Origin of the sequence: Pacificoceanicola algae (assembly GCF_049341065.1) — a bacterium.
GTDB lineage: Bacteria > Pseudomonadota > Alphaproteobacteria > Rhodobacterales > Rhodobacteraceae > Pacificoceanicola.
The window spans coordinates 22,456-48,113 of sequence record NZ_JBMPIX010000030.1 but is presented as its reverse complement, the minus strand read 5'-3'; the positions used below and the strand labels follow the sequence as shown (position 1 = coordinate 48,113).

Annotated in this window: 25 protein-coding genes; 12 read left to right on the top strand and 13 right to left on the bottom strand. The window is 60.9% G+C overall.

Annotated features, from left to right (window positions below; all coding sequences use genetic code 11):
- Positions 1–175: 175 nt before the first annotated feature.
- The 5 genes from ACOYQJ_RS23710 to ACOYQJ_RS23690 all read right to left on the bottom strand — a co-directional run bounded on the left by ACOYQJ_RS23710 (position 176) and on the right by ACOYQJ_RS23690 (position 5,436).
- A complete protein-coding gene (locus tag ACOYQJ_RS23710; protein ID WP_422908385.1) occupies positions 176–931 on the bottom strand; it encodes an ABC transporter ATP-binding protein in 756 nt (251 codons plus the stop codon).
- Positions 932–943: 12 nt separating this feature from the next.
- Complete coding sequence (locus ACOYQJ_RS23705; RefSeq protein WP_422908384.1) at positions 944–1,699, bottom strand: ABC transporter ATP-binding protein; 756 nt, start codon at positions 1,697–1,699, stop codon at positions 944–946.
- Between the two features lie 12 nt (positions 1,700–1,711).
- On the bottom strand, positions 1,712–2,914 hold the full coding sequence (locus ACOYQJ_RS23700) for a branched-chain amino acid ABC transporter permease (protein WP_422908383.1): 1,203 nt from the start codon (positions 2,912–2,914) through the stop codon (positions 1,712–1,714).
- 6 nt (positions 2,915–2,920) lie between these two features.
- Positions 2,921–3,931 (bottom strand): branched-chain amino acid ABC transporter permease, encoded by a 1,011-nt coding sequence (locus tag ACOYQJ_RS23695; RefSeq protein WP_422908382.1) that lies wholly within the window; start codon positions 3,929–3,931, stop codon positions 2,921–2,923.
- A 158-nt stretch (positions 3,932–4,089) separates the two neighbouring features.
- Positions 4,090–5,436 (bottom strand): substrate-binding protein, encoded by a 1,347-nt coding sequence (locus tag ACOYQJ_RS23690; protein ID WP_422908381.1) that lies wholly within the window; start codon positions 5,434–5,436, stop codon positions 4,090–4,092.
- A gap of 219 nt (positions 5,437–5,655) precedes the next feature.
- On the opposite strand from ACOYQJ_RS23690, the gene ACOYQJ_RS23685 reads away from it, so the two are divergent.
- The 5 genes from ACOYQJ_RS23685 to ACOYQJ_RS23665 all read left to right on the top strand — a co-directional run bounded on the left by ACOYQJ_RS23685 (position 5,656) and on the right by ACOYQJ_RS23665 (position 11,697).
- Positions 5,656–6,954: a helix-turn-helix domain-containing protein gene (locus ACOYQJ_RS23685; RefSeq protein ID WP_422908380.1), complete on the top strand. Its 1,299-nt coding sequence runs from the start codon at positions 5,656–5,658 to the stop codon at positions 6,952–6,954.
- Positions 6,955–7,086: 132 nt separating this feature from the next.
- Entirely contained in the window at positions 7,087–7,458 is a 372-nt protein-coding gene (locus ACOYQJ_RS23680; protein ID WP_422908379.1) for a response regulator transcription factor, read from the top strand.
- Complete coding sequence (locus tag ACOYQJ_RS23675) at positions 7,451–7,741, top strand: hypothetical protein (RefSeq protein ID WP_422908378.1); 291 nt, start codon at positions 7,451–7,453, stop codon at positions 7,739–7,741. Before ACOYQJ_RS23680 ends, ACOYQJ_RS23675 begins: the two co-directional genes overlap by 8 nt.
- Positions 7,738–10,416: an ATP-binding protein gene (locus ACOYQJ_RS23670; RefSeq protein ID WP_422908377.1), complete on the top strand. Its 2,679-nt coding sequence runs from the start codon at positions 7,738–7,740 to the stop codon at positions 10,414–10,416. The genes ACOYQJ_RS23675 and ACOYQJ_RS23670 overlap by 4 nt, the downstream gene beginning before the upstream one ends.
- Positions 10,417–10,500: 84 nt before the next feature.
- Positions 10,501–11,697 carry a FliM/FliN family flagellar motor C-terminal domain-containing protein gene (locus ACOYQJ_RS23665; protein ID WP_422908376.1) on the top strand — a complete coding sequence of 399 codons (1,197 nt, stop codon included), beginning with the start codon at positions 10,501–10,503 and terminating at the stop codon, positions 11,695–11,697.
- A gap of 14 nt (positions 11,698–11,711) precedes the next feature.
- Here the strand turns inward: ACOYQJ_RS23665 and ACOYQJ_RS23660 are convergent, their stop codons facing one another.
- From ACOYQJ_RS23660 to ACOYQJ_RS23645, 4 genes are all read right to left on the bottom strand, one after another.
- Positions 11,712–12,143, bottom strand: a complete 432-nt coding sequence (locus ACOYQJ_RS23660) for a protein tyrosine phosphatase family protein (RefSeq protein WP_422908375.1) — start codon at positions 12,141–12,143, stop codon at positions 11,712–11,714.
- A gap of 10 nt (positions 12,144–12,153) precedes the next feature.
- Positions 12,154–12,591 (bottom strand): DUF6691 family protein, encoded by a 438-nt coding sequence (locus ACOYQJ_RS23655; protein WP_422908374.1) that lies wholly within the window; start codon positions 12,589–12,591, stop codon positions 12,154–12,156.
- Positions 12,591–13,016, bottom strand: a complete 426-nt coding sequence (locus ACOYQJ_RS23650; RefSeq protein ID WP_422908373.1) for a YeeE/YedE family protein — start codon at positions 13,014–13,016, stop codon at positions 12,591–12,593. Before ACOYQJ_RS23650 ends, ACOYQJ_RS23655 begins: the two co-directional genes overlap by 1 nt.
- 117 nt (positions 13,017–13,133) lie before the next feature.
- Positions 13,134–13,997, bottom strand: coding sequence for an MBL fold metallo-hydrolase (locus ACOYQJ_RS23645; RefSeq protein WP_422908372.1), 864 nt, complete (start codon positions 13,995–13,997; stop codon positions 13,134–13,136).
- Positions 13,998–14,137: 140 nt separating this feature from the next.
- Here ACOYQJ_RS23645 and ACOYQJ_RS23640 point away from each other — a divergent pair, with 140 nt between their 5' ends.
- From ACOYQJ_RS23640 to ACOYQJ_RS23630, 3 genes are all read left to right on the top strand, one after another.
- Entirely contained in the window at positions 14,138–14,455 is a 318-nt protein-coding gene (locus tag ACOYQJ_RS23640; protein WP_422908371.1) for a TraR/DksA family transcriptional regulator, read from the top strand.
- Between the two features lie 32 nt (positions 14,456–14,487).
- Positions 14,488–14,703: a hypothetical protein gene (locus ACOYQJ_RS23635; RefSeq protein WP_422908370.1), complete on the top strand. Its 216-nt coding sequence runs from the start codon at positions 14,488–14,490 to the stop codon at positions 14,701–14,703.
- A 177-nt stretch (positions 14,704–14,880) separates the two neighbouring features.
- Positions 14,881–16,842: an enoyl-CoA hydratase-related protein gene (locus tag ACOYQJ_RS23630; RefSeq protein WP_422908369.1), complete on the top strand. Its 1,962-nt coding sequence runs from the start codon at positions 14,881–14,883 to the stop codon at positions 16,840–16,842.
- Between the two features lie 2 nt (positions 16,843–16,844).
- Here the strand turns inward: ACOYQJ_RS23630 and ACOYQJ_RS23625 are convergent, their stop codons facing one another.
- On the bottom strand, positions 16,845–17,060 hold the full coding sequence (locus ACOYQJ_RS23625; RefSeq protein WP_422908368.1) for a hypothetical protein: 216 nt from the start codon (positions 17,058–17,060) through the stop codon (positions 16,845–16,847).
- Positions 17,061–17,200: 140 nt separating this feature from the next.
- On the opposite strand from ACOYQJ_RS23625, the gene ACOYQJ_RS23620 reads away from it, so the two are divergent.
- Positions 17,201–17,458: a DUF2312 domain-containing protein gene (locus ACOYQJ_RS23620; protein WP_422908367.1), complete on the top strand. Its 258-nt coding sequence runs from the start codon at positions 17,201–17,203 to the stop codon at positions 17,456–17,458.
- Between the two features lie 79 nt (positions 17,459–17,537).
- On the opposite strand, the gene ACOYQJ_RS23615 is transcribed toward ACOYQJ_RS23620, so the two are convergent.
- The gene (locus ACOYQJ_RS23615) at positions 17,538–18,419 is read right to left on the bottom strand and encodes a hypothetical protein (RefSeq protein WP_422908366.1); all 882 of its coding nucleotides are present in this window, start codon (positions 18,417–18,419) and stop codon (positions 17,538–17,540) included.
- A gap of 82 nt (positions 18,420–18,501) precedes the next feature.
- On the opposite strand from ACOYQJ_RS23615, the gene ACOYQJ_RS23610 reads away from it, so the two are divergent.
- Positions 18,502–20,154, top strand: coding sequence for an ABC transporter permease (locus tag ACOYQJ_RS23610; protein WP_422908365.1), 1,653 nt, complete (start codon positions 18,502–18,504; stop codon positions 20,152–20,154).
- A 36-nt stretch (positions 20,155–20,190) separates the two neighbouring features.
- On the opposite strand, the gene ACOYQJ_RS23605 is transcribed toward ACOYQJ_RS23610, so the two are convergent.
- Both ACOYQJ_RS23605 and ACOYQJ_RS23600 read right to left on the bottom strand, forming a co-directional pair.
- Positions 20,191–21,429, bottom strand: a complete 1,239-nt coding sequence (locus tag ACOYQJ_RS23605; protein WP_422908364.1) for an L-rhamnose isomerase — start codon at positions 21,427–21,429, stop codon at positions 20,191–20,193.
- A gap of 69 nt (positions 21,430–21,498) precedes the next feature.
- Complete coding sequence (locus ACOYQJ_RS23600) at positions 21,499–23,601, bottom strand: bifunctional rhamnulose-1-phosphate aldolase/short-chain dehydrogenase (protein ID WP_422908363.1); 2,103 nt, start codon at positions 23,599–23,601, stop codon at positions 21,499–21,501.
- A 188-nt stretch (positions 23,602–23,789) separates the two neighbouring features.
- Between ACOYQJ_RS23600 and ACOYQJ_RS23595 the strand changes: the two genes are divergently transcribed.
- Both ACOYQJ_RS23595 and rhaS read left to right on the top strand, forming a co-directional pair.
- Positions 23,790–24,590 (top strand): DeoR/GlpR family DNA-binding transcription regulator, encoded by an 801-nt coding sequence (locus tag ACOYQJ_RS23595; RefSeq protein WP_422908362.1) that lies wholly within the window; start codon positions 23,790–23,792, stop codon positions 24,588–24,590.
- 36 nt (positions 24,591–24,626) lie between these two features.
- On the top strand, positions 24,627–25,622 hold the full coding sequence (rhaS, locus tag ACOYQJ_RS23590) for a rhamnose ABC transporter substrate-binding protein (protein WP_422908361.1): 996 nt from the start codon (positions 24,627–24,629) through the stop codon (positions 25,620–25,622).
- The last annotated feature ends 36 nt before the right edge of the window (positions 25,623–25,658 follow it).

The window sequence follows — 25,658 nt, the reverse complement described above, 5'->3', positions numbered from 1 at the left end:
TGCGCATACATCGCATCATAAGTCGCCGCGTCAATGTTGGCATGCGCCGACATCTCGGCACTCGGCGGATAGGTCTTGCTCATGGGTGGCTCCTCCACAAATTATTTGGGGGCAGGGAACAGGTCCCGGCCCCCAAGATCAAGACCACTTTGGTCGCGTAGGGCCGGGAATTTACTCAGATTGCGAGGTATTCCGCGCGCAGTTCCTGGTTTTCAAGAACTTCTGCGGCCGAGCCGTCAAAGACGATAGACCCGGTATCAAGGATCACCGCGCGGTCGGCCAGCTGCAGCGCACGCACGGCATTCTGCTCGACGATGATCGTGGTCATGCCCTGTTCCTTGATGTGGCGCAGTGTTTTTTCGATCTCGTCGACGATAACCGGCGCCAGACCTTCGTAAGGTTCGTCCAGCAACAGCACCTTGATGTCGCGCGCCAAAGCCCGCGCAATCGCCAGCATCTGCTGTTCGCCGCCGGAAAGCGTCACACCTTCTTGATTGCGGCGCTCGCCAAGGCGGGGGAACAGTTCATACAGACGCTCGATGGACCAACCAATCGGCGGGGCGATCTGTGCCAGTTTGAGGTTTTCCTCAACGGTCAGGCCGGGGATGATGCGGCGATCTTCGGGCACGAGGCCCAGACCGACGGTGGCCGCCTGATAACTTTTCATCGTGTGCAGCGGTTGGTGATCCAGCCAGATCTCGCCCTTGTTGACCTGCGGATCATCAAGGCGCGCAATCGAGCGCAGCGTGGTGGTCTTGCCGGCGCCATTGCGGCCCAGAAGGGCAAGGATCTCGCCTTCGTGCACGTTAAAGGAAATGCCCTGCACGATATAGCTTTCGCCATAATAGCTGTGCATGTCCCAGACCGAGAGGAAGGCCGGAGCCGTTTCGGCCAGGTTGGCGTTCTTGGAGAAATCCGGACGTACGTTCATTTTGGTATCTCCTCAGTGGGCTTCGCCAAGATAGGCTTCTTGAACCTTCGGGTGGCCTTTGATGTTTTCCGGCGCGTCTTCGACCAGGGGGGTGCCCTGCGCAAGAACGGTGATCCGGTCGGCAAGGCTGAACACCACGTGCATGTCGTGTTCGATGATCGCCATGGTGATGTCGCGCTTTTGCTTTATCTCCTTGAGCAGGTCGATCGTGTTGTTGGTATCGGCGCGCGCCATGCCCGCTGTCGGCTCGTCCAGCAACAACAGCTTTGGTTCCTGCACCAGACACATGGCCATTTCGAGCCGTCGTTTGTCACCGCGCGACATCGAGGCTGTGTGCATGTTGCGCTTGTCCAGCATGTTCACGTCGTCGAGCATCTGTTCGGCCTGTTCCCGCAGTTGCTTTTCATTCTGCACGCTTTCGATGGCGTGCAGGCGGAAAGCGCCATCGCGTTTGGCAAAGATCGGGATCATCATATTCTCGAACACCGTGAGGTCTCCGAAAATCTCGGGGGTCTGGAAGACCCGGCTGATGCCCATCTGGTTGATCTCGTAGGGTTTGCGGCCCAGAACCGACTGCCCGTCAAACATGACCGAGCCGGTGTCGGGGATCAGCTTGCCCACAAGGCAGTTGAGAAGCGTCGATTTGCCCGCGCCGTTGGGGCCGATGATGGCGTGAACCGTGTTCTCTTTGACCGAGAGGTTCACGTTGCCAAGGGCCTGCAACCCGCCGAAACGCTTGTTGACGTCTTTGACTTCAAGAATTCCCATCTGTCCGTCTCCTTATTCCGCGGGTTCAGTGCTGGCGGATTTATCGTTGTCCCTGGCTTTCTTGCCCTTGAACAGCCGCGCGATGCGCTGGCCGCCTTCGACAAGGCCACCGGGCAGGAAGGTCACGACCAGCATGAAGATCAGGCCCAGCGTGAGATGCCAGCCTTCGCCGACAAAGTTCGAGGTAAGCCAGACAACGCCGTCTTCGATCGAGTCGGGCAGGAAGCTGAACCAGCCATGCAGCACATTCTCGTTGATCTTGGAGAAGATGTTTTCGGCGTACTTGATGAAACCCGCGCCCAGTACCGGGCCGATCAGGGTGCCCGCACCGCCGAGGATGGTCATCAGAACAACCTCGCCCGAGGCGGTCCACTGCATGCGCTCGGCGCCTGCCAGCGGGTCCATTGCAGCCAGAAGGCCGCCAGCAAGTCCGGCATACATGCCAGAGATCACAAAAGCAGCCAGCGTGTAGGGGCGTGCGTTCAGGCCGGTGTAGTTCAGGCGCTGTTGGTTTGATTTGATCGCCCTCAGCATCAGGCCAAAGGGCGACCGGAAGATACGGATCGCAAGGTAGAAAGCGATCAGCAGGGACACAGCACAGACGTAGTAGCCAACCGAGAAGGTAAAGCTCCACGGTCCGATCGCCATGTCAAAGGCAGAGCGCATTTCCAGACCGAACAGGTTGGTCACCGGGATCGAGCCGCCTTCGCCCGCCGACGTGCCAAGGATGCGCGGATCGTCCAGCGTCAGCTGCAGGCCGGTTTCGCCGTTGGTCAGCGGTGTCAGCACTGAATAGGCCAGCGCAAAGGACATCTGCGCAAAGGCCAAGGTCAGGATCGAGAAGTAGATCCCCGAGCGGCGCAGCGACACATAGCCGATGACGATGGCGAAGAGCCCCGAGATTACCACCGAAAGGGCGATTGCCGGAATGATGTTCATGCTGAGCAGCTTGAACATCCAGACCGCCGAGTACGATCCGACACCCAGGAACGCGGCGTGACCAAAGCTCAGATACCCTGTCAGGCCAAAGAGGATGTTAAAGCCGATGGCAAAGATCCCGAAGATCACAAAGCGCTGCATCAGGTCGGGATAGCCGGCGTTGAACTGCGCCATGGCCGAGCCTTCGGGAAAGGGGTTGAGGATGAAAGGGGCCAGCAACGTCAGGATTGCGACGATGACCAGCAGTTTGCTGTCGTTCTTTTCAAGTCCGAACATGGCTGATTATTCCTCCATCACGCCTTTACGACCCATCAGACCGCGCGGACGGGTCAGAAGGATGATAATGGCGACAAGGTAGATGATGATCTGGTTGATGCCGGGCAGGGTGGTGGTCGCCCATGTGGTCGAGGCAAAGCTTTCGAGGATCCCGAGGACAAAGCCCGCCAGAACGGCGCCGGGCAAGCTGCCCATGCCGCCTACAACAACCACGACGAAGCTAAGCACGAGGAAGTCCATGCCCATGTGATAGTTTGGCGCGTTGATTGGCCCGTACATCACACCCGCAAGGCCCGCCACTGCGGCCGCAAGTCCAAACATGATGGTAAAGCGTTTGTCGATGTCGATGCCCAGAAGGCCAACGGTTTCACGATCCGCCATACCCGCACGAACAACCATCCCGAAAGTGGTGAATTGCAGGAAGGCAAAGACCCCTCCGATGATGACCACGGCAAAACAGAAATAGACGATGCGCCAGACCGGATAGACGATACCCTCAGCCAGTTGGGCCACGCCCGAAAGCATCTCGGGGGCCGGGGTCTGGATCGGGTTGGCGCCGTAGATCGCCTTGATGACCTCTTGCAGCACGATGGCAAGGCCAAAGGTCACAAGGATCTGGTCGGCGTGCGGGCGCTTGTAGAAATGCTTGATCAGCCCGCGTTCCATCACGTAACCGATGATCAACATGACCGGGATCGCAAAGAGGATCGCCAGTGGCACGGACCAGTCGATGATGGTGCCGCCAACATCCGGGCCAAACCAGCTTTCGACGTAGGGGGTCTTTACCTTGAGCGGATTGCCAAGAAAGTCCTTCTGCGTCTCGTCGATGACTTCGTAAGACAGATTGAAGAAGCGTTGCAGCGTGACGGAGCAGAAGGCACCGATCATGAAGATGGCGCCGTGGGCAAAGTTCACCACGCCCAGCGTGCCGAAGATGAGTGTAAGCCCAAGCGCGATCAGCGCATAGGCCGAGCCCTTGTCGAGCCCGTTGAGAATTTGCAGGAGGATTGCGTCCATGGACCCCACCATCGGGTTAAGTGTAGAGAGCGCCCCCCGGAGATGCCGAGGGACGAGGGATTAAGCTGCCGATTTCTACGTTGTGTAACCTGCGGAAATCGCTTGGGTCTCCGCTAGAAAAGGGCGGTGGGGCGCGTGTTTCCACGCACCCCTGGCCATTATGCGCCCGGGTTGCAATTGCCCAGCTGACCGCCCGCAAACATCGGGTGATCGGGTGCGTAGGTAACCTGTGCAGCCGGAGTAACCTCGACCACTTCCAGAAGGTCGAACTCGGAGGTCGGGTTCTCTTTACCCTTCACGACAAGCACGTCCTTGAAGCACTGGTGGTCGTCGGCGCGATACAGGGTCGGACCGTTGCCCATGCCGTCGAACTCAAAGCCCTCAAGGGCTTCGCCGACACCACAGGGGTTGAAGGTTCCGGCGCGCTGGCAGGCGTCTGCATAAAGCAGGGTCTGCACATAGCAGGTGTGCGCGGCCTGGCTCGGCGGGAAGCCGTACTTGGTGCCGAAAGACTTCACGAAGGCCTTGGAGCCCTCATCCTGCAGCGACCAATGCCAGTTAGTCGAACCCACGATGCCCTTGATGTTCTCGCCAGCACCGCGTGCCATGAGGCGCGAGAACAGCGGAACGACGATTTCGAAGTTCTTGCCGTTGACCTGCTTGTTGCGCAGACCGAACTGAACAGCGTTGGTCAGCGAGTTGACCATGTTTCCGCCGTAGTGGTTCAGAACCAGAACGTCGGCACCCGAGTTCAGAACCGGCGCGATGTAGGACGAGAAGTCCGTCGCGGCCAGCGGGGTCAGAACGTTGTTGACGGTTTCCCAGCCCATGGCTTCGGTCGCGGCTGCGATCGATTCCTGCTGAGTCCAGCCCCAGGTGTAGTCGGCGGTCAGGTGATAGGCCTTGCGATCGGTGCCATACAGCGACTTCAGAACCGGTGCCAGTGCGGCAGCGGACATGTAGCCGTTGAAGAAGTGACGGAAACCGTTTGCCTTCTTGTCCTTGCCGGTGGTGTCGTTCGAGTGGGTCAGACCGGCCATGAAGATAACGCCAGCTTCCTGGCAAAGACCCTGCACAGCCACAGCCACACCCGAAGACGAGCCGCCGGTGATCATCACAGCGCCGTCTTTTTCGATCATCGACTTTGCCGATGCACGTGCTGCGTCAGACTTGGTCTGGGTGTCGCCGGTCACATACTCGACCTTCTTGCCGAGGATGCCGGAGCCATCCAGAGCCTTCGAGGAGAAGGTGTTCATCATGCCGCCATCGCCGCCACCGTTCAGGTGCTCAACAGCCAGCTCATAGGCGCGCAGCTCGTCTGCGCCTTCGTCAGCGTAGGGGCCGGTCTGGGGCACGTTGAAGCCGAGGGTGACAGAGCCGCCGGTCGGCTCGTTTGTATATGCGGCCACCGACGAGGCGGTGAAGATCGTCGGCAATGCGACGCCCGCGCCCACGACGGCGCCGGACTTGATCACGCCACGACGTGTCAGGTTGGTTTTGGACATGTAATCCTCCCAAATTGTGAAATGCAAAGCCGAGCTCCTCAACTCGGGTTCGCGCACCAGTTTGTGCAAAGCCAGTATCGCGCCAAGACGTAAAGTTTCGCAACAACCCTCTTGTGCGAAACAATTTTTTTGTCAACGACTGAACAATAGTCTATAACAAGTTGTAAATCTCTTTATGTCGCATCGCAGAAAACCCTTGAATACACTTGAGGAATGTCAATGCCCCGTGACACGCTGACCGGCTCTCGCATCCGCGAGCGACGCATTATGCGCGGTGTAAAACAGGCAGATCTTGCCCGAAAGGCCGGGATTTCGGCCTCGTACCTTAATCTGATCGAACACAACCGGCGCAGAATCGGCGGGAAGTTGCTGCTCAATATCGCCTCGGTTCTTGATGTTGAACCGACGACATTGACCGAAGGTGCCGAAGCGACGTTGATCGCAACCCTGCGCGAAGCGGCCTCGGACGCGCCGCAGGCGGGGGCCGAACTGGACCGGGTCGAGGAATTCGCCGGCCGGTTCCCCGGTTGGGCACAGTTGATGGCCGATGGCCGTGCACGCATCGCTGCACTCGAACGTACCGTTGAAACCCTGACCGACAGGATGACCCACGACCCGCATCTGGCGGCCTCCCTGCACGAGATGCTGTCGACCGTGACGGCGATCCATTCCGCGGCCACCATTCTGGCCGAACCGGGCGATGTGGACCCGGAATGGCAGGCGCGGTTCCACCGCAACATTCACGAGGACAGCGAAAGGCTGGCGGAAACCTCGCGCGGGCTGGTCACATACCTTGAGGCCGATAGCGATGCCGCAACCGAGCTTGGCGTGCCGCAGGAAGAGGTGGACACAGCCCTTGCTGCCGCGGGTCATCATGTGCCCGAACTCGAAGAGGGCGGCACAGTCGCCTCTGCAGCGGCGCGTCTGGGGCAGGGGTTGTCGACCACGGCGCGGGCTTTGTTGACCGACTGGTTGCGCCGCTATGCCGAAGACGCGGCCGCCATTCCCATCCCGCAGCTTGCGGGCCCGCTTGCCGATCATGGCCCCGATCCGGCGACCCTTGCACGGGTTCTGGGGGTTGATCCGGCGCGTGTCATGCGGCGCTTGGCCTCGCTGACGGCCGACGTGCTGCCCGATCCCGTTGGTCTGGCGATCTGCGACGCTTCCGGGGTTCTGAGTTACCGCAAACCGCTGCCGGACTTCCCCATGCCCCGTTTTGGCGCCGCTTGTCCGCTTTGGCCGTTGTATCGCGCGCTCAACCGCCCTTGGGTGGTGCTGTCGTTGCCGGTGGTGCAACCGGGGCGGCACGAGGTCGTCTATCAGGCGGACGCTTTGGCAAGCCCGGTGGGCGGAATCGCGGTCAACTCGGATCCTCTTTTCGAGGCGCATATGATGATCCGTCCGGCACAATCCCGGTCCAGTGGGGTGGCGCCGCTCAATGTGGGCACAGCTTGTCGCGTCTGCCCGCTCAGCGATTGCAAGGGGCGGCGCGAGCCTTCGGTTCTGGCGGGGGTGTGACGGCCGTTTCGGGGCATCAAATGATAATGCGCCAACTCTGTTTTGACAGCCTAATACTATGGTCCTAAAGTCATCCGACCTGCAGGGAGGACCATCGGCAAAACGAGGGCTGCGGGAAACGAGGGGGATGAAATGGCAGGCCACGTGCTGCTTATCGAGGATGAGCCAAATATCATCGAAGCCATTCGATTCATTCTGTCGCGCGATGGCTGGCAGGTGGACACGCATTCCAATGGCGTCGATGCGGTCGATATCGTGCGGACCAAGGTGCCGGACGTGCTGATCTTGGATGTCATGCTGCCGGGACGCTCGGGCTATGACATTCTGCGCGACCTGCGCGAAGCACCGGAAACCGCGGGGCTGCCGGTGTTGATGCTGACGGCCCGCGGCCAAAGCAAGGATCGCGAACTGGCCGAACGTGCGGGGGTGAATTGTTTTATGACCAAGCCTTTCTCTAATTCCGAAGTGCTGAACGCTGTAAGGTCACTGGTTCCGCATGAGTGACGATCCGGCATTGCCGTTGTCGCAAAAGACCCCGCTGTTCGTCGAGCGGCAAACCTATCGTCGTCGACGCATCGTCGATGCCGCTCGGGCGCTGCCGGTCTTGGGGCTGCTCTTGTGGTGGGTGCCGCTGCTTTGGGCGCTGCCAGAAAGACCGCACAGCGCCTCGGGCGCGATCATCTACATCTTTTCGGTTTGGCTGGGGCTTGTGGTCACGGCAGGGTTGCTGATCATTGCCTTGCGCCGACGCGATGCACAGTCCGGCCGAACCGGAGACGGGCAGTGACAGCGATCAACTCACTGGCGGCGATTTCGGTCGCCTATGTGCTGATGCTGTTCGCCGTGGCCTTTTTCGCGGAACAAGCGGCGCGGCGCGGGCGCGGGGCATGGCTCAGCTCACCGATCATCTATACACTGTCTTTGTCGATCTATTGCACCGCCTGGACGTTTTACGGCGCGGTCGGCGCGGCGGCGCGTGACGGTTTCGAATACCTGACCATCTATCTGGGCCCGAGCCTTGTTTTGGTCGGCTGGTGGTGGGTGTTGCGCAAACTGGTGCGCATCGGGCGCAGTCAGCGGATCACCTCGGTGGCCGATCTGATTTCATCTCGGTATGGCAAGTCGAACCTGCTGGGCGTTGGGGTGACGCTATTGGCGGTGATCGGCACCACGCCTTATATCGCGCTGCAACTGCAATCGGTTACCCTTTCGGTCGAGGTTTTTGCCGATGCACGCGATATGGCCCAGTCCGACGAACCCTTTACCGCCTTTTGGGTCGCGGTAGGCCTTGCCATCTTTACCGTGATCTTCGGCACCCGGAATCTGGACGCCAATGAACGCCATCACGGCGTGGTCATGGCCATCGCGGTCGAGGCGATCGTCAAGCTGGCGGCATTGCTGGCGGTGGGGGCATTTGTGGTCTGGGGGATATCCGGCGGCGTTTCCGGGACGCTGGCAAGGATCGATGCCTCCAGCCTTGGCCACTGGGAGGTGAACGAGGGGCGGTGGGCTGGCCTGATGCTGTTGTCCGCCGCCGCCTTTCTGTGTTTGCCGCGGATGTTTCAGGTGATGGTGGTCGAGAATGACAATGACGCGCAACTGCGCATGGCTGCGTGGGCTTTCCCTTTGTACCTGATGCTGATGAGTCTTTTCATCGTGCCCATCGCGGTGGTCGGGCTGGATGTCTTGCCCGAAGGGGCCAACCCCGACCTGTTCGTGCTGACTGTACCGTTGGCCCATGGTCAGGAGGGGCTGGCGATGCTGTCCTTTCTCGGGGGCTTCAGCTCGGCCACTTCGATGGTCATTGTGGCGGCGATTGCCCTGTCGACGATGGTGTCGAACCACATTGTCATGCCGCTTTGGCTGCGCTGGCGCGAGGGGGGGGCCAGCGTGTCCGGTGACGTGCGCCATGTGGTTCTGCTGTCGCGGCGTCTGTCGATTGCTGGGGTGCTGGCGCTTGGGTATTTCTATTATTCGCTTTCCGGCGGGGGCGAGGCGCTATCGGTTATTGGTCTGATTTCGTTTACCGGCGTGGCGCAGGTGCTGCCAGCGATGCTCGGCGGCATCTTCTGGCGCGGGGCCACGCGCATCGGCGCGCTGACGGGGCTAAGTGTTGGCTTTGCCGTCTGGCTTTACACGCTTTACCTGCCCAGCTTTGGCCCCGGCACGGTGCTGCCTGCAACGTTGTTTGACCATGGTCCGCTTGGGATCGGCTGGCTGCGTCCACAGGCGCTGTTCGGGATCGAGGGGCTGGACCCCTTGCTGCACGCAGTTCTGTGGTCGCTCTCGCTGAACACCGTGGCCTTTTTCGCGGCCTCGCTGATGAGCTTCCCGTCGCCGCTGGAGCGTCTGCAAGGGGCGCAATTCGTCAACATCGGTCGCGCCCCCAGCCGCACCCGCAGCTGGTCCGGCGGCATCGCCGAATCCGAAGATCTGATGGTCATGGCGCAGCGCATCCTCGGCCCGCCAGAGGCGCAATCGTTGTTCCTGCGCGAAGCGCGCAAGCAGGGCGTGTCCGGCCTGTTGCCCGATCCGACACCCGACTTCTTGGAAGTGTTGGAACGCGAGTTGTCCGGTTCGGTGGGGGCGGCGACCGCCCATGCCATGGTTAGCCAGATCGTCGGTGGCGCCAGCGTGTCGGTGCAGGACCTGATGGCCGTGGCCGATGAGACGGCACAGATGATGGAGTATTCCGCACGACTGGAGACCCAGTCGCAGGAACTGACGCGCACCGCCCGCCAGTTGCGCGAAGCGAACGAAAAACTGACCCGGCTTTCGGTGCAGAAAGACGCCTTCCTGAGCCAGATCAGCCACGAATTGCGCACCCCGATGACCTCGATCCGTGCGTTCTCGGAAATCCTGCGAGACGCCGAGGGGTTGGCCTCCGAAGACCGGATTCGCTATTCCTCGATCATCCACGACGAGGCGATCCGCCTGACCCGGTTACTGGACGACCTTCTGGACCTGTCCGTGCTTGAAAATGGCCAAGTCAGCCTGAACCTTCGTCGCGCGCAACTGTCCGCGCTTCTGGATCGCGCGGTGGCAGCGGCAACGCAGGGCAGCGAGGGGCTGACGATCCGGCGCAACACCGCCTCCGAAGCTTTCTGGCTGCACACCGATATCGACCGGCTGGCGCAGGTCTGCATCAATCTGATCGCCAATGCGCGCAAGTATTGTGATGCGCCAAATCCGACGCTTGAGATTCGCGTAGGTCAAAGCGAAGGCCGCGCGGTGGTGGATTTCATCGACAACGGCTCGGGGGTGGCGCCCGATCAGCAGGACGTGATCTTTGAAAAATTCGCGCGTGTCAGCGATCGCGAAGCGGGCGGGGCGGGGCTGGGATTGGCCATTTGCCGTCAGATCATGGCTCGTCTTGGCGGCGATATCTCATATCTGCCGGGGCAGGGGGGCGGTGCTTTCCGCATCCTGTTGCCCGGGGACGAAGCCTTGGCAGCGCAATAATTTCACGCACATTTAAAGCGGTTGGTAACCAAATCGCTCCATAACCAAAGCCTGAGGCAGAGGATGTGATGGGCGATTTCTTGGATGGCTGACGGCGCACAACAGGACGTTCTAGGGCAGAAGGCCCAGGCGGCGCAGCGTGCTTTTGAAGCGCGCGGCATGTCGCCAGCCAAGGCCTTGCGACGTGCGCTTTCGCGAACTGCGGATGTGAACTGGGATCTCGCGCTGGTCACGCAAAGCGTGAACATCGAGGTTCTGGATCAGGATGGCGTGGTCGAGGGGCTCAATCCCGCTGATCTGCTGATTCTCATTGATGGGCCTGACGGTGCCTTGGGCCTTGTTGTCATTGACCGCGAAGTCATCACCGGACTGATCGAGGTTCAGACCATCCAGCAGGTTACGCAGATGCCTGTGGACACGGACCGGGTTTTGACACCGACCGACGCGGCCATGATGGCGCCGATGATCGACGGCACCTTGCAGCGTTTTGTCGAAAACCTTGGTGAGCATCCGTTGCTGCCGCAGATCGAAGGGTTCCAGTTCGGTGCCATGCTGGAGGACGCGCGCAGTGCTGGGTTGTTGCTAAATGCCGCCAGCTATCGCGCCTTCCATGCCGAGGTGGATATCGCGCTTGGCCGTCGCAGGGGCAAGCTGTCGTTCATCCTGCCGGAGCGGCGGAAACCCAAGGGCAACGGGGCCAATGGCGCGGAAAATGCGGGACCTGGCCCGCATGAAGAGGTCTTTGGGCGGGTGCCAGCCCGGTTGGACGCAGTGCTGGCGCATCTGTCGCTGCCTTTGAACAAGGCGCAGGCGCTTAAGCCCGGTGATCTTGTTCCCTTGCCGCATGATGCCTTGGACAGGGTGGAACTGTCGGCCGGTCGCGGGCGTACGGTTGTTGTTGGTCGCCTTGGGCAGCTGAATGGTATGCGCGCTGTTCGTCTGACCCTGCCAGCAGCAGCGGGCGCCGGAGCCACGTCTCGCGCTTCGTCCGAGCAGGCGGACAATGGGTTTGCCGAAAGCGCTGAGCCAGCATCGGTGCCCGGACTGCCAGCGATTGCCGACGCGGGCGGCTTCGACAGCGGCGGGTTCGATGATGGCGCGGCGGAGGAACTTCCCGATCTGCCGCCTATGGATTTCGCGGCCGAGGCAGGCGAATTCGACATGGACTTTGGCGGCGGCGATTTTGACTTTGACGCCGCCCCGGCCGAGGGCGGCGAAACCTTGCCTGATATCGGCGGCGACTTTGCGTCAGCCCCCGTCGAGTTCGATTTCGAGGAATAATCAACGCGGGCGGTTCAGCCCCTTTGCGCAGCCATCGCCTCGAGCGTCGGACGCAACCCAGCCAGATCATAACCGCCTTGGGCCGCCTGAGACAGGATGTCGTCGACCGTGCGTTCCCCGACCTGTCCCAATGCCCAGATCACCGTGCACCGCGTACCCGAGGCGCAATAGGCCAGAACCGGTCCGGCGGCCTCCTCGAACAGCGCCTTTTGCTTGGCGACATTCTCGGGGGTCATGGTCTGGTGGGTCAGGGGAAGGACATGAAACTCCAGCCCTGCCGCCTCGGCAGCGGCGCCGACGGCAGCGGCCTGAAGGTCGGGCGGATTTTCAGCGTCTGGCCGATTGCAGATCACCCGGACATAGCCCGCCGCCTTGATGGCGGGAATGTCCTCGGGGGTGATCTGCGGGGTCACGTGATAGCGGGGGGTGATTTGGCGCGGTGTCATGCGACAAGGCTTATTCCGCAGGCACCGCTCTGTCCAGACGTGCGCGCAACACGGGCGCCACGACCATACCCGTCAACATCGCTGCGACAAAGACATACAGCCCCGGCCCGCCGTAGCTGAGCGATGCGATTGCCGGGCCCGGGCAAAGCCCGACCAGCCCCCAGCCAATGCCAAACATGACCGAGCCAAACACCAGCTTGCTGTCAATCTCGGTCGAGGGCGCGGGCGGCAGAGGCGCGCCGTTCAGGGCGGTGACGCGGCGGCGGCGGATCAACCAGGCCACGGCCATGGGAATCATGGCGCCGCCCATCACGAAGGCCAGCGTCGGGTCCCAATTGCCGAAGACGTCGAGCCAGCCCTGCACCTTGGTGGTGTCGGTCATGCCGGAAACGAACAGGCCCGCGCCGAAAAAGCCGCCTGCGATGAATGCAATGATCAGGGTCAGCATCAGATTACTCCCAGAAGATGGCGGAAGATGATCACACCGAAACCGCCAGCGCCGATATAGCAAAGTGTGGCCACGAAACCGCGCACAGAAAGCCGCGACATGCCGCAGACGCCATGCCCGGATGTGCAACCATTGGCGATCCGCGTGCCAACGCCAACCAGCAGGCCAGCCGCTGCGAGCACGAGATAGTTGTCGGTGATATGCGTGTCGACTGTGCGGTAGAACGGCATCAGAAGGATCGGCAACACGGCCACCCCCAGCAGGAAAACGAGACGCTCCCACTTGGTGCTGAGGCCCGAGCCATCCACCAGCCCGCCGATAATCCCGGAGGCCCCCATGATGCGCCCGTTCCCAAGAAGGTAAACGGCGCCACCTGTCCCGATCAGCAAACCGCCGATCAGGCCCCAAACCCAATCCATAGGCATTTTGGCGTTTCCTTTTGTCCTGTAATGGCGGCCCCGTTCGCATTGGGGCCGTTTTTCTTGGCCGCAGCCCGGACTTCTGCCCCTTGCCGTGATGGCAAGGGGGGCCGAGCGGGCGACTTAGAGCTTGTTGACCGGCACCTTGAGGAAGACATCGCCTTGCTCATCAGCAGGCGGCATCTGTCCGGCACGCATGTTCACCTGCAATGACGGGATGATCAGCTTGGGCATATCCAGCGTCGCGTCGCGTGTGTCGCGCATTTCGACGAACTCTTCTTTCGTCTTGCCTGCGCCCACATGGACGTTCTTCGTCTTTTGCTCGCCCACGGTGGTTTCCCATGCATAGGTGTCGCGGCCCGGCGCCTTGTAGTCATGACCGACAAAGATGCGGGTTTCGTCCGGCAGCGCGAGAATTTTCTGCACCGAGTCATACAGCGTCTCGGAAGAGCCGCCGGGGAAGTCGCAGCGCGCGGTTCCGAAATCGGGCATGAACAAGGTGTCGCCGACAAAGGCAGCGTCGCCAATGACATAGGTCAGGCAGGCGGGCGTGTGCCCCGGTGTGTGCAGGACGTCAACGCGCAACTGGCCGATATGAACGCTGTCGCCTTCGACAAACAACTGGTCGAATTGCGAACCGTCGCGCTGGAATTCGGTGCCTTCGTTGAAGACCTTGCCAAAAGTGTCCTGCACGATCTTGATGCGATCTCCGATGCCAATCTTGCCGCCCAAAGCGTCTTGCAGGTAGGGCGCGGCCGAGAGGTGGTCGGCGTGGACATGGGTTTCCAGCAGCCACTGACACTCGTATCCCTTTTCCTTCACGAAGGCGATGATGGCGTCGGCGGATTTGGTATCGGTACGGCCCGAGGAATAGTCAAAGTCCAAAACCGAGTCGATGACTGCGCAGGCCGAGCCGTTGGGATCGCGCACGACATAGGAAATGGTATTGGTGGCGTCGTCGAAGAATGCTGTGACTTCAGGTTTCATGGTAGCGTTCCCTCTGTTTCGATAGAACATATACACTTATGCGAATGTGTTTCAAGCCCCCAGTGGTGCTTGACCTGTATCAACGTTGTCGCAGGGCTAATCAGGCAAAGTGTACCACAGGTTTTGATAGGAGGATTCTGATGTCTCACCACAAGTACAAGTTGGCCCTGCTCAGACGGCTCAAGGAATTGGGCGGACGTCTGGACGAGATCGGCGCAGCCCTTGTCGAAGAACATTCCAAAGACTGGGAGGACATGGCCGTCGAACGCGAGGGCGAAGAGGTTCTTGAGGCATTGGGGGAAAGCGGACAGGCGGAAATCGCCCGGATCAAGGCTGCGCTGACGCGCATGGCCGACGGGGAATATGGAACCTGCGTTCGCTGCGGCGAGGAAATTTCCGAAGCGCGGCTTGATGTTGTGCCGGATGCCGCGCTGTGTCGAAACTGCGCCGCTGCCTGAGCGACGCGTCACATCTGGATAGGGGAAAGACAATGTCAGTTGAATTGCAAAAGCGGCTTGAGGCTCTGGAGGCTGAATTGGCCAAGGCAACCGCCAAGGAACGCGCCGACCTATTGGCACATCTTGAAGAAGCTGTGCTTGGTCTGGAAGCCAAGGGTGAGACGGCTCCGGCATGGGCCAAGGCCCATCTGGCGACGTGGGACGATGAAGAAGGCGTCGAGGAACAATTCGACAATATGCCTCTGTAAATATGCGCCCCAAGGCGAGTCCTTCCGGCCACGCCTTAAGGCATGATTCGGCCCATCGGCGCCCTGAAGCTTGTTTTGAGGCGGTCTTTGGCCTCTAATCCTGCGCAAAGCGCGATAAACGCGCAGGGCAGGCGGCAAGTGGCCTGCCCGTCTGGAGCAGTTGGGCAGGTGACTATCATGGTGGGGTATAAGGTCGAGCATGGCGTCGCGGTGCTTGAGGTCGCGCAGCCTCCTTTGAACGGACTGTCGCGGGCCGTTCGCTCGGCCTTGATGGATGCGATCGACCGCGCCGAAGAAGATGACAGCGCACAAGCGATTGTCCTGATAGGCGCCGGGCAAAGCTTCCCTTCTGGCGCGGACGTGATGGAGTACGACGCCGAGCCAGGTGAGCCGCAGTTGCGCGATCTGTGCGAACGGGTGGAGTTTTCTGAAAAACCGGTTGTTGCGGCGCTTGCCGGGACTGTGTTTGACGGCGGATTGGAACTGGCGCTGTCTTGCCATTACCGGGTTGCGCAGCGGGGCACGCGCTTTGGCTTTCCCCAAATCCATCTGGGTCTGCCCCCGTCAGCCGGCGGATCGCAGCGTCTGCCGCGTCTGGTTGGTGCGGCGCTGGCGTTGGATATGTTGATGGAGGGGCGCGTCCTGAGCGCCGACAACGCGGCCGGGCAGCGCATGGTCGATACGCTGACCGATGGCGACGTGCGCGGCGCGGCTTTGGCCTTTTGCGCACGGCTGCTGCAAAAAGGCGGGGGGCGCCGCCCCCTGAGCGCGGTGATGCCGGGCGCGGACAACCCCATGAAATTCCAAAAAGAGATCGCTGCAAGACGGGCCCGTTGGGCGGGCGATGAAGACAGTGCTGAGGCACAAATCCTGTCGCTGGTCGAGGCTTCGGCTTTGCTGCCTTTCCAGGCGGGTTTGGACATGGAGAGCGAGATTTTCGCCGAGTGTCTGCGTTCTCAGCGGTCGCGCGGGTTGCGCCATGCCTTTCAGGCCGAACGCCGCGCGGCGCGTTTTGATCTGCCCAGAACCGTCGCGCCTAAGACTAAGGTCTTGGCTGTGTTGGGGGCCGGTCCCCTTGCGGTGCAGATCGTGGTGACGGCACTCAACGCGGGGTTTTCCCTGCGCTGGGGCGCGCGCGATCCCGATATCTTGAAAATCAGCCGGGACCAATTGACGGCGATCTTTGACGCCGCGGTCGCTGGTGGCGGCATAAGCGCCGAGCAGTCCGAAAAGCGACTGGGGGCGTTGACCACGGGTAGCAGCGAAGAGATGGCGCAAGGCGCCGACATGGCAATCCTCGCCGCGCGGGGACAAAAAGAAGTGCCGCTGTCCGAAGGGGCGGTGCGCCTGCTGGCCTATCCTTCGCGCGTCAAGGCGCTGGGTCTGCGATTTGTTCCCCCGGTCTACGCGACGCGGCTTGTTGAAGTGTTGCACGGACCGCAGGCGCAGGCGGCGGATGTGGCGCGCGCCGCCGTTTTGGCCGGCCAACTGGGCAAGGTGCCTGTGCTTGTGAAATCCAGCCACGATACGTTGGCCGGTCGGCTGGGCGCCGCGATGCACCGTGCGGTGGACGCTCTGATCGATCAGGGGGCAAGCCCCTATGAGATTGACACAGCTTTGCGCAATTGGGGATTACCGACCGGCCCGTTTCAGGCACGCGACAAGCGCAGCCTTGGCGATATGGCGCACATCCAGCCAGCGCACGGGCGTAACTGGTCGGCAATGCTACAAGAGCAGGATCGCATGGGCGCGGCCGAAGGCGGAGGATTTTACGACTGGTCCAAAGGTAAGCCGTCGCCGTCACGACAGGTTCAGGCGCTGTTGGATCGCGAACGCCCCGCGCAAAGCTTTGCCCCCGAAAAAATTGTGCACCTTGTGATCGGCGCCATGGCCAACGAAGGCCTGCGCCTTCTGACCGAGGGCAAGGCCCAGCGGGCCTCGGATCTGGACGTGGTCAGCATTCTGGGACTTGAGGTCCCACGCCATCGCGGCGGTATCATGAAGGCGGTCAGCTTTTGGGGGCTGTTCGCGGTGCAGAAGGAAATGGAGCGGCTTGGTCATCCCGACCGCGACTTCTGGACTCCACAGCCAGAATGGGCGCGACTGGTCAAGAACGGCCAAAGCTTTGATGACCTGTAGGCTCAGCCCAGAAAGACGCCCATTATCACCATCATCAGCCCGATGACCGAACAGAACAGAGCGGCCATGTTCAACGTCACGGTTTTGCGCACGACCTCGCGCAGGGCGTCGTCATCCAGACCGGCCTTGCGTGCGCCCGCGACTCGCAGGATGCACCAGATCAGCCCCACCAGTCCGGCCACGGTGATCACGGCTCCAATCCAGATCAGCAAATCCATTGCACGTTTCCTTGCCAAAATCCTACGGCTTCGGGGCGTAAAGCAGCGCGCGCGGCGTGACAAGGGGCGGGGCCTCTTGATGGAGGCGCTGCGCTTGGATAGCTAGGGCGGATTGAGGCCCATATGGCAGGAGAGACCCCATGCAGGATACACCGTCGGACAGCTACGGCATCGCGGCAGGCGAATTGCGCCAGTTCATCGAACGTTTCGAGCGGCTGGAAGAAGAAAAGAAAGAAGTCGCAGAGCAACAAAAAGAGGTCATGGCCGAGGCCAAGGCGCGCGGCTATGACACCAAGGTCATGCGCAAGGTGATCGCCCTGCGCAAACGCAGCGCCGACGACATCGCCGAAGAAGAGGCGGTGCTTGAAATGTACAAGTCCGCGCTGGGAATGGCCTGAAGGTTCGGCGGGTTGCCAAGGGCTGATTTGCCCTTGGTCCTTCTGAAATCTGAAAGCCTCGCTTGGGCGAAAGGCGGCCTCAGGGCGCGACGAAAGTCACGCCCTCCATCCCGGCGATATGGTAGAGGTCTTCGTCGTAAAGCTCGGTCAGCATATCGACATAGGCCACGTCCCAACCAGGCAGATCGAGTTCCTCTTCGACCGCTTCATCCATCGCGTATTTGTCCATGAAAGCGGCCATGATTTTGCGCTTTTGCGGCTCGGGGACGTCGGGGTTTTCCTTGAGGAACGCGCGAAAGCGCTGCATCCCCTCGGGCGCGATCACAGCGGAGAGCATGTCAAACGCGCCGGTTATCTTGCGGTCCAGCGCGATCCCGGCAAGACGGCGCAGCAGTTGTCCCCAGATCAACGGTGTATCCTCGTTCGCCCAGACGGTGATCGGCACATCGGGCAGCTCCATCCGAATGCGGTGGATCAGGTGGGACCAGCGCAGTTGCATCGGGTCGGCGCCGCATAACACATCGTTCAGATGCTGCCGGGGGGAATTGGCCAGAAGGGCAGGCAGCCAGGTCGCGAAATCGCGCAGTCCGATGTGCAACTCCAGCTCATCCTCTGCGAACAGCCTGCGCAGGGTCCGCAGGCGCCGCTCAGCCATGCGGTAAAGCAGCCCATCGCTGAGCGCCAGTTTCGGGACGCAAAAGAAATTGGCGTGGCTCAGAACCAGACGCTGAACATCCTCGGGGTCTTCGGACATGATTGCATCCATTACCACTTCGCGCGCATCTGGTGTGGGGCGCCCGTCGGCAATACTGTTGACCGCTTCGGACAGAAGCTGGCGATAGTTGCTTGGGCCGGGGATCGAAATGCCTTCGTGCCGCCAGCCATCAGCATTGCGCAAAAGGCCCTTGAGCAGCCTGTCGTCATCCGTGCAATGCACGCCAGTGTGAAGGATAACCTGCATGTCGGGGTCTTTTTGTTAGCTCGCGGCTGCACTATAAGCCCTTTCGTTGCGAGAGTAACCACCAAGCAAGGGAGGCCAAGCCATGAGTGTCACCGAGAGCACGCCCGCCAAACTGCGCCTTCCAAGGGTCAGCCCGTGGTCTGCGGGGGCTGTGGCGATTGCGGTGATCGTGGTGGCACCGATCCTGTCGGTTCTGTGGATCGCGCTCTTTCCGTCGCAGAATATCTGGCCGCATCTTCTGGCAACGACGCTGCCGCGCTATTTGGTGAACACCGCCATATTGATGAGCGGCGTTGGTCTGTTGTCTGCGATGGTTGGGACAGGCGCGGCTTGGCTGGTGTCACGCTATGATTTTCCGGGGCGGCGCTGGCTTGAATGGCTCTTGCTTTTGCCGCTGGCGATTCCGGCCTATGTGGGCGCCTATGCGCTGGTGGATTTTCTGGAATACGCCGGACCGGTGCAGACGTTCCTGCGCGGGGTCTTTGGCTGGAGCAGCGCGCAGGATTACTGGTTCCCGCAGATCCGCAGCATGGGCGCGGCGATCCTTGTGCTTTCGGCGTCGCTGTTCCCCTATATCTACCTGCTGACGCGCGCCGCCTTCCGCGAGCAATCCGGCGCTTCCGAAGAGGTCGCGCAGTCGCTTGGCACCGGGGCATTCGGTCGGTTCTGGCGGGTTGGACTGCCTCTGGCGCGTCCGGCCATCGCGGCTGGTATGGCGATTGTCATGATGGAAAGCGTCAATGACTTCGGCACAGTTGACTATTTTGCGGTGCAGACCCTCACGACCGGGATTTTCAGCACATGGCTTCAGGCCAATAACGCGGGCGGTGCGGCGCAAATCGCCAGCGTTGTGCTGTTTCTGGTGATTTTTCTGGTGGTGATGGAGAAAGTCTCGCGTCGGAAGATGCGGTTTTTCAACCTGTCCACGCGGCACAGACCCGTTGCGCGCAAGCCTGTGACGGGCCGTGCTGCGTGGGCGGCGACTTTGGCCTGCGCGATCCCTTTTGCCGTGGGTTTTGTGCTGCCCGCCGGGGTGATCTTTAGCCACGCGTTGGACAATGCCAAGAACTGGCGCGACGCCGAGCTGTGGCAGGCAGGTCTGAACACGCTGACAGTGGGCGGGCTGGCGGCACTGATTACCGTCGGTGCAGGCGTGTTTCTGGTTTACGGCGTGCGCCTGTCGGGGCGGCGTTTGCCGCGGCTCTTGCTGCCGGTGACGACCATAGGCTATGCGGCACCCGGCGCCGTGTTGGGGGTGGGCATCCTGATCCCTCTGGCCGCGCTGGACAATACCATCGCCGATGCGATCTGGGCGGCGACGGGCTGGGATCCGGGGCTGTTCATGACCGGCACAGCCTTTGCGCTGGTGTTGGCCTATTGCGTGCGCTTTTTTGCCATCGGTCAGGGGGCCGCCGATGCGGCCATGGGGCGTGTATCCCCCAACCTTGCGGCTGCGGCGCGATCCCTTGGGCGCAATCAGGGCCAGACATTGGTCGAGGTCTACTATCCGCTGATGCGGGCCTCGGTCGCCTCGGCTTTGCTGTTAGTTTTTGTCGATTGCGTCAAGGAACTGCCAGCAACGCTGCTGCTGCGCCCGTTCAATTACGAGACTCTGGCGACGCGCGTACACGAACAGGCTTCGCTTGAGAACCTTGGCGGCGCGGCGCCTGCGGCCATGCTGGTGATTGCCGTGGGACTTTTGGCGGTGGGATTGCTGGCGCGCGCGAACCGCTAGGCGGCCCCCCGGGTCTGACCCGGGGAACACAGCGCATTACCCGCGCGAGGCGACCTGAGCTTGATAGCTGTCCAGTTCGCGGATCAGGGCCAGCCCGGAGGGCATGTCGTGCCTTGTGCAGAACTCGGCCCAGATCGCGCCAAATGGCAGATCCTTCAGCTCTTCGGTCATCATGAACCGGGTGGTGAAATCCAACGCTCGTTCCGCCTGCTTCAACCGAGCCTCTGGCAGCAGCATCGCCCGCAACAAGGCCTTTTGCATGTTGCGTGTGCCAATCACCCAAGCAGCCGTGCGGCTGATCGTGGCGTCAAAGAAGTCCAGCCCGATGCGGGTCCGGTCGAGCAAGCCCGAAAAGACCAGTTCCTGACCCATCTGCAAGATATCGTCGCTTTGCAGGATTACATGATCACTGTCCCAGCGCATGGGGCGCGAGACATGCAGCAGCAGTTGATCGACCGAAAGCGCCACGGCGCTCAGCTTGTCGGCAATGTTCTCGGTCGGGTGGAAATGGCCCATATCCAGACACAGAACCGTGTCTTTGCGGATCGCGTAGCCCATGTAGAATTCATGGCTGCCCACTGTACATGCCTCGACCCCGATGCCGAAAAGCTTGCTTTCCACGGCATCCAGCATCTGCGCGGGATCCTGTTTCGGCGCAAGCATGTCATTGAGCGAGGCTTCGAGTTGCGCGCGTGCGGCCATCCGGTCCACTGGCGTATCCTTGAAGCCGTCCGGCACCCAGATGTTGTTGACACAGGCATTGCCCTGCGCTGCGCCCATCTGCGCGGCGATGTCCCGAGTGCGGCGCCCATGTTCGATCCAGAAGTCGCGGATGCCCTTGTCCGGGTGGGCGAGGGTCAGGTTGTCGTCCGCCTTGGCATGGGCGAAGAAGGTCGGATTGAAGTCCAGCCCTATGCCGATCTCCCTGGCCCAGTCCACCCAAGGGCTGAAATGGCGGAATTCGATCTCGTCCCGGTCGGGGGTCTCATCCGTATCCATATACATGGCGTGCAGGTTCAGGCGGTGGCGACCGGGGATATTGCCATAGGCAAACTCCAGATCGGCGCGCAACTCATCCGGAGTGCGGGCGCGGCCCGGGTGGTTGCCGGTGGCTTGAATGCCGCCGCCCGAGGTGCCGCTTTTCGTCTCAAAGCCCACCACGTCGTCGCCCTGCCAGCAGTGCATCGAGATCGGGATGCCCGCAAGTTGCTCAATGGCGGCCTCGGCATCCACACCCCAATCGGCGAATTGAGCTTTGGCGCTGTCGTAAGTCATTGTCTTCTCTCCTCCCGGTGCAAAAGTCTTTCAAAGACTTTTGCAAATTCCTTTGAAAGGAATTTGCGCTCAGCGTGTGAATGCCTGCACATTGCCCGCATCGACGTTCAGGATGTTGCCGGTCGATTTCGCGGATTTGTCCGAAGCCAGAAAATAGGCGGCTTCGGCGATATCCTCGGGCAGGACCGAGCGTTTTAGCAACGACCGATTGCGGTACATTTCCTCCAACCCGTCCTTGTCCGTGCCATAGGTCGACGCGCGTTGGTCGAGCCATTCGCCTTCCCAGATTTTCGAGCCGCGCAGCACGGCGTCTGGGTTCACGACATTCACACGAATGCCAGCCTCCGCGCCTTCCAGCGCCAGGCAACGCGCAAGATGGATTTCCGCCGCTTTGGCTGTGCAATAGGCCGAAGCGTTAGGGCTTGCCGCGAGGCCGTTCTTGGAGGCAACAAAGACCACCGCGCCGCCAATATCCTGCGCCCGCATCAGCCTGAAGGCTTCACGCGAGACAAGGAAATATCCTGTGCTCAGGATATCCATGTTCTTGTTCCACAAAGCCAGCGTTGTGTCTTCGATCGCGGCGGACGAGGCGATGCCAGCATTGCTGACAAGGATATCGACGCCGCCGAATTCCACCGCCGTTTGTCCAAAGGCCGCGATTACCGCGGCCTCGTCGGTGACGTTCATCGAAACGGTGCGCACCACGTCGCCCGAATACCGTGCGATGAGCTGCTCGGCGGTCGCGGCCAATGCTGCTTCGTCGATGTCCGCCAACATGACGCATGCGCCTTCGGACAAGTAACGCGCGGCTGTGGCAGCGCCGATGCCGCCCGCGCCGCCGGTCACCAGTGCCACCCGGCCCGCCAGCGATTTCGGTGCGGGCATGCGTTGCAGCTTGGCCTCTTCGAGCAGCCAGTATTCGATGTCGAAGGCCTCCTGCTCGGGCAGGCCGCAGTAGTCTGAAACTGCCGAGGCGCCACGCATCACGTTGATAGCGTTGACATAAAATTCGCCCGAGATGCGGGCTGTGGCCTTGTCCTTGGCAAAGGTCAGCATGCCGACACCGGGGATCAGATAGACCACCGCGTTGGGGTCCCGCAGGGCAGGCGAATTGTCGTGTTTGCAGCGCTCGTAATAGGCGGCGTAATCCGCGCGGTAGGCGGCGACTTGGTCGGGCAGGCCTTGCATGACCTCATCAAGATTGTTTTTCGCCGGATCGAAGGCGACTACAAGCGGGCGGATCTTGGTGCGCAGGAAGTGGTCGGGGCAGGATGTCCCTAGCGCGGCGAGGGGCTGCATGTCGCGCGCGTTCACAAAATCCAGCACTGTGTCGCTGTCGTCGAAATGGCCAACCATGTGCTGCTGGCCCGACACCATGCCGCGGATCGCGGGCATAAGGCGGGCAGCGACGGCGCGGCGTTCCTCGGCGGGCAGGCTTTGATGGATTGCGCCGCCAAAGGCCGGGGTGTCCTTGGTCTTGGTCTCGAACCAGTCCATCGCGCGCTGAATCACGTCAAGTGTCAATTCATAGCAGGCCTTGGCATCGTCGTCCCACGTGAAAAGCCCATGGGATTCAAGGACAACACCCTTGGCCTTGGGGTTCTCAAGGCAGAATCTTTCCAGCCAGAGACCCAATTCATAACCCGGGCGTTTCCACGGCAGCCAGCCAATCTCATCCCCGAAAATCTCGGCGGTCAGGTCGCGTGAATTCCTTGATGCGGCGATGGCGATGATGGCATCTGGGTGCATGTGATCGACGTGTTTGCGGGGCACATAGGCATGCAGCGGTGTGTCGATCGAGGCAGCGCGCGGGTTCAGGTTAAAGGTGCAATGGGGCAGAAGGCCAACCATCTCATCCTCAAATTCAACACCGCGATAAATCCCCTTCAGCGCGCGCAGTTTGTCCATGTACAGCGTCGCAAATCCGTCCATCTTGATGCTGCCGACGTCGCCACCGGACCCTTTGACCCAAAGGACTTGGGCCTGATCGCCGGTTAACGGATCGCGTTCCATGACCTTGGCCGAGGTATTCCCGCCACCGTAATTGGTGATCCGCTTGTCCGACCCAAGCAGGTTCGAGCGATAGAGAAGCTTCTCAGATTCGCTCATTCCGCTGGCTTTGGTATCGTCCCAACCGTTCACAAGGCGCTGATTTTGGGCCGTTTTCAGCATGGTTCCCTCCCGCTGGGCGCTGTTGGCCCGTTGCTCTGACTTGCCCAGAACCTGCGAGGGATGCGTCGAAATGTCAATCACCAACAATCAAAAGCAATCATCTATAATCGCTGAGTGATTGAAATTGACAGATAATGATTGACAGATGCGACGAATCTGCACAGCTTAGGCAATCAAGGGAGGATCAGATGCACGAGAAAGAGCGTCACAGGATCATTTTGTCCGCAGTTCAGGATCGTCCGGTCGTGACGGTGGTGGACCTGTGCAACCTGACTGGGGTCTCCGAGGCGACGGTTCGACGCGACATCGCGCAATTGCACATGCAAAAGAAACTGCGCCGGGTGCGCGGCGGGGCCGAAGCGATCACACCGCCTCAGTTTGTCGGGCTGGCCGGCCGCACCTTTGCCGTCAACGAGACGATGAAGATCAAGGAAAAGCAGGCGATCGCGCGGGCGGCTGTTGAACTCTGCGAAGATGGCGAACCGATCATTATCAACGGCGGCACGACGACCTTTCAGATGGTGCACCCGCTGGCGACGCGGCGCCTTCAGGTCTTTACCAACTCATTCCCGATTGCCGAGCATCTGCTGAAGCATTCGAAGAACACGATCATGCTGTCGGGTGGGGCGATCTATCGCGAACAAAACATCATCCTGTCACCGTTTGAAAACGATGTGACGCGGAATTTCTATGCCCGGCGCATGTTCATGGGGGCGCAGGGGCTGGGGCCCTTGGGTCTGATGGAGGCGGACCCGCTGTTGATCCAGGCCGAACAAAAGCTGATCGGCCAGGCGGACGAACTGGTGGTGCTGGTGGACAGCTCCAAATTCGAGAACCGGTCGAGCCTTGTGCTGTGCCCGCTGACCAAGATCGACGTCGTGATCACCGACGACGGGATCAGCGACCGTGCCGCGCAGATGCTGGAGGCGGCAGATATCAAACTGATCGTGGCGCAAGAAAACGCCGCGGCGGAACAGGGGTCGGCATAACCGGCCTATTTCATTTGCTCAAAACGGGAGGATACCATGAGCATTACCAGAAGACTTTTCGGGGGCGCTGCCCTTGCATCTCTGATGTTGGCTGGACAGGCCCATGCGCAGGATCCGGTGCGTATCGCGCTGGTGGTCAAGGCGCTTGGCATCGGTTTCTTCGAAGCGGCCGCCGAAGGCGCGAACGAGGCGGCAGCCGAGTTGGGCAACGTCGAGGTGATCTATACCGGTCCGACCGACACCACCGCAGAAGGCCAGATCGAAGTGATCAACAGCCTGATCGCCCAGCAGGTCGACGCGATTGCCGTGTCTGCCAACGACACCGACGCGCTGGTTCCGGCATTGAAAAAGGCCATGCAGCGCGGCATCACCGTGATCAGCTGGGACTCGGGCGTTGCGCCTGAAGGTCGCCAGTTGCACCTGAACCCGTCGTCCAACCCCTTGATCGGCAACATGATCATCAAGCTGGCCGCCGATGAGCTGCCCGAAGGTGGCCAGGTCGCGGTGCTGTCCGCCACCACCACCTCGACGAACCAGAACGTCTGGATCGACGAGATGAACAAGGTGATGGGCAATTACCCGGGCATCGAGGTCGTCGGCACCGTCTATGGTGATGATCTTGCGGACAAAAGCTATCGCGAAGCGACGGGCCTGATGCAAACCTATCCGGATCTTGACGCGATCATCGCGCCGACCAGCGTTGGCATCGTGGCTGCCGCCCAAGCGGTGGCGGATGCGGGCAAGATCGGTCAGGTCAATGTGACCGGGCTTGGCCTTCCGTCGGAAATGGCGGGCGCAATCGAAAGCGGCGCGTCCAAGTCCTTTGCGATCTGGAATCCGATTGATCTGGGCTATTCGGCGACGATGCTGGCCTACAACCTGGCCACCGGCAAGGCCGAGGCCGGTCCGGGCGCGGAAATCCCCATGGGCCGCATGGGAAGCCTCAAGCTGGACGAAAACAGCGAAGGCGCGATGGCGGACCCCTTCGTCTATGACGCTTCCAACATCGAACAGTTCAAAGACATCTTCTGATCTTTGGGTGACCATGTTCCGGGGCGGTTCGCTGCC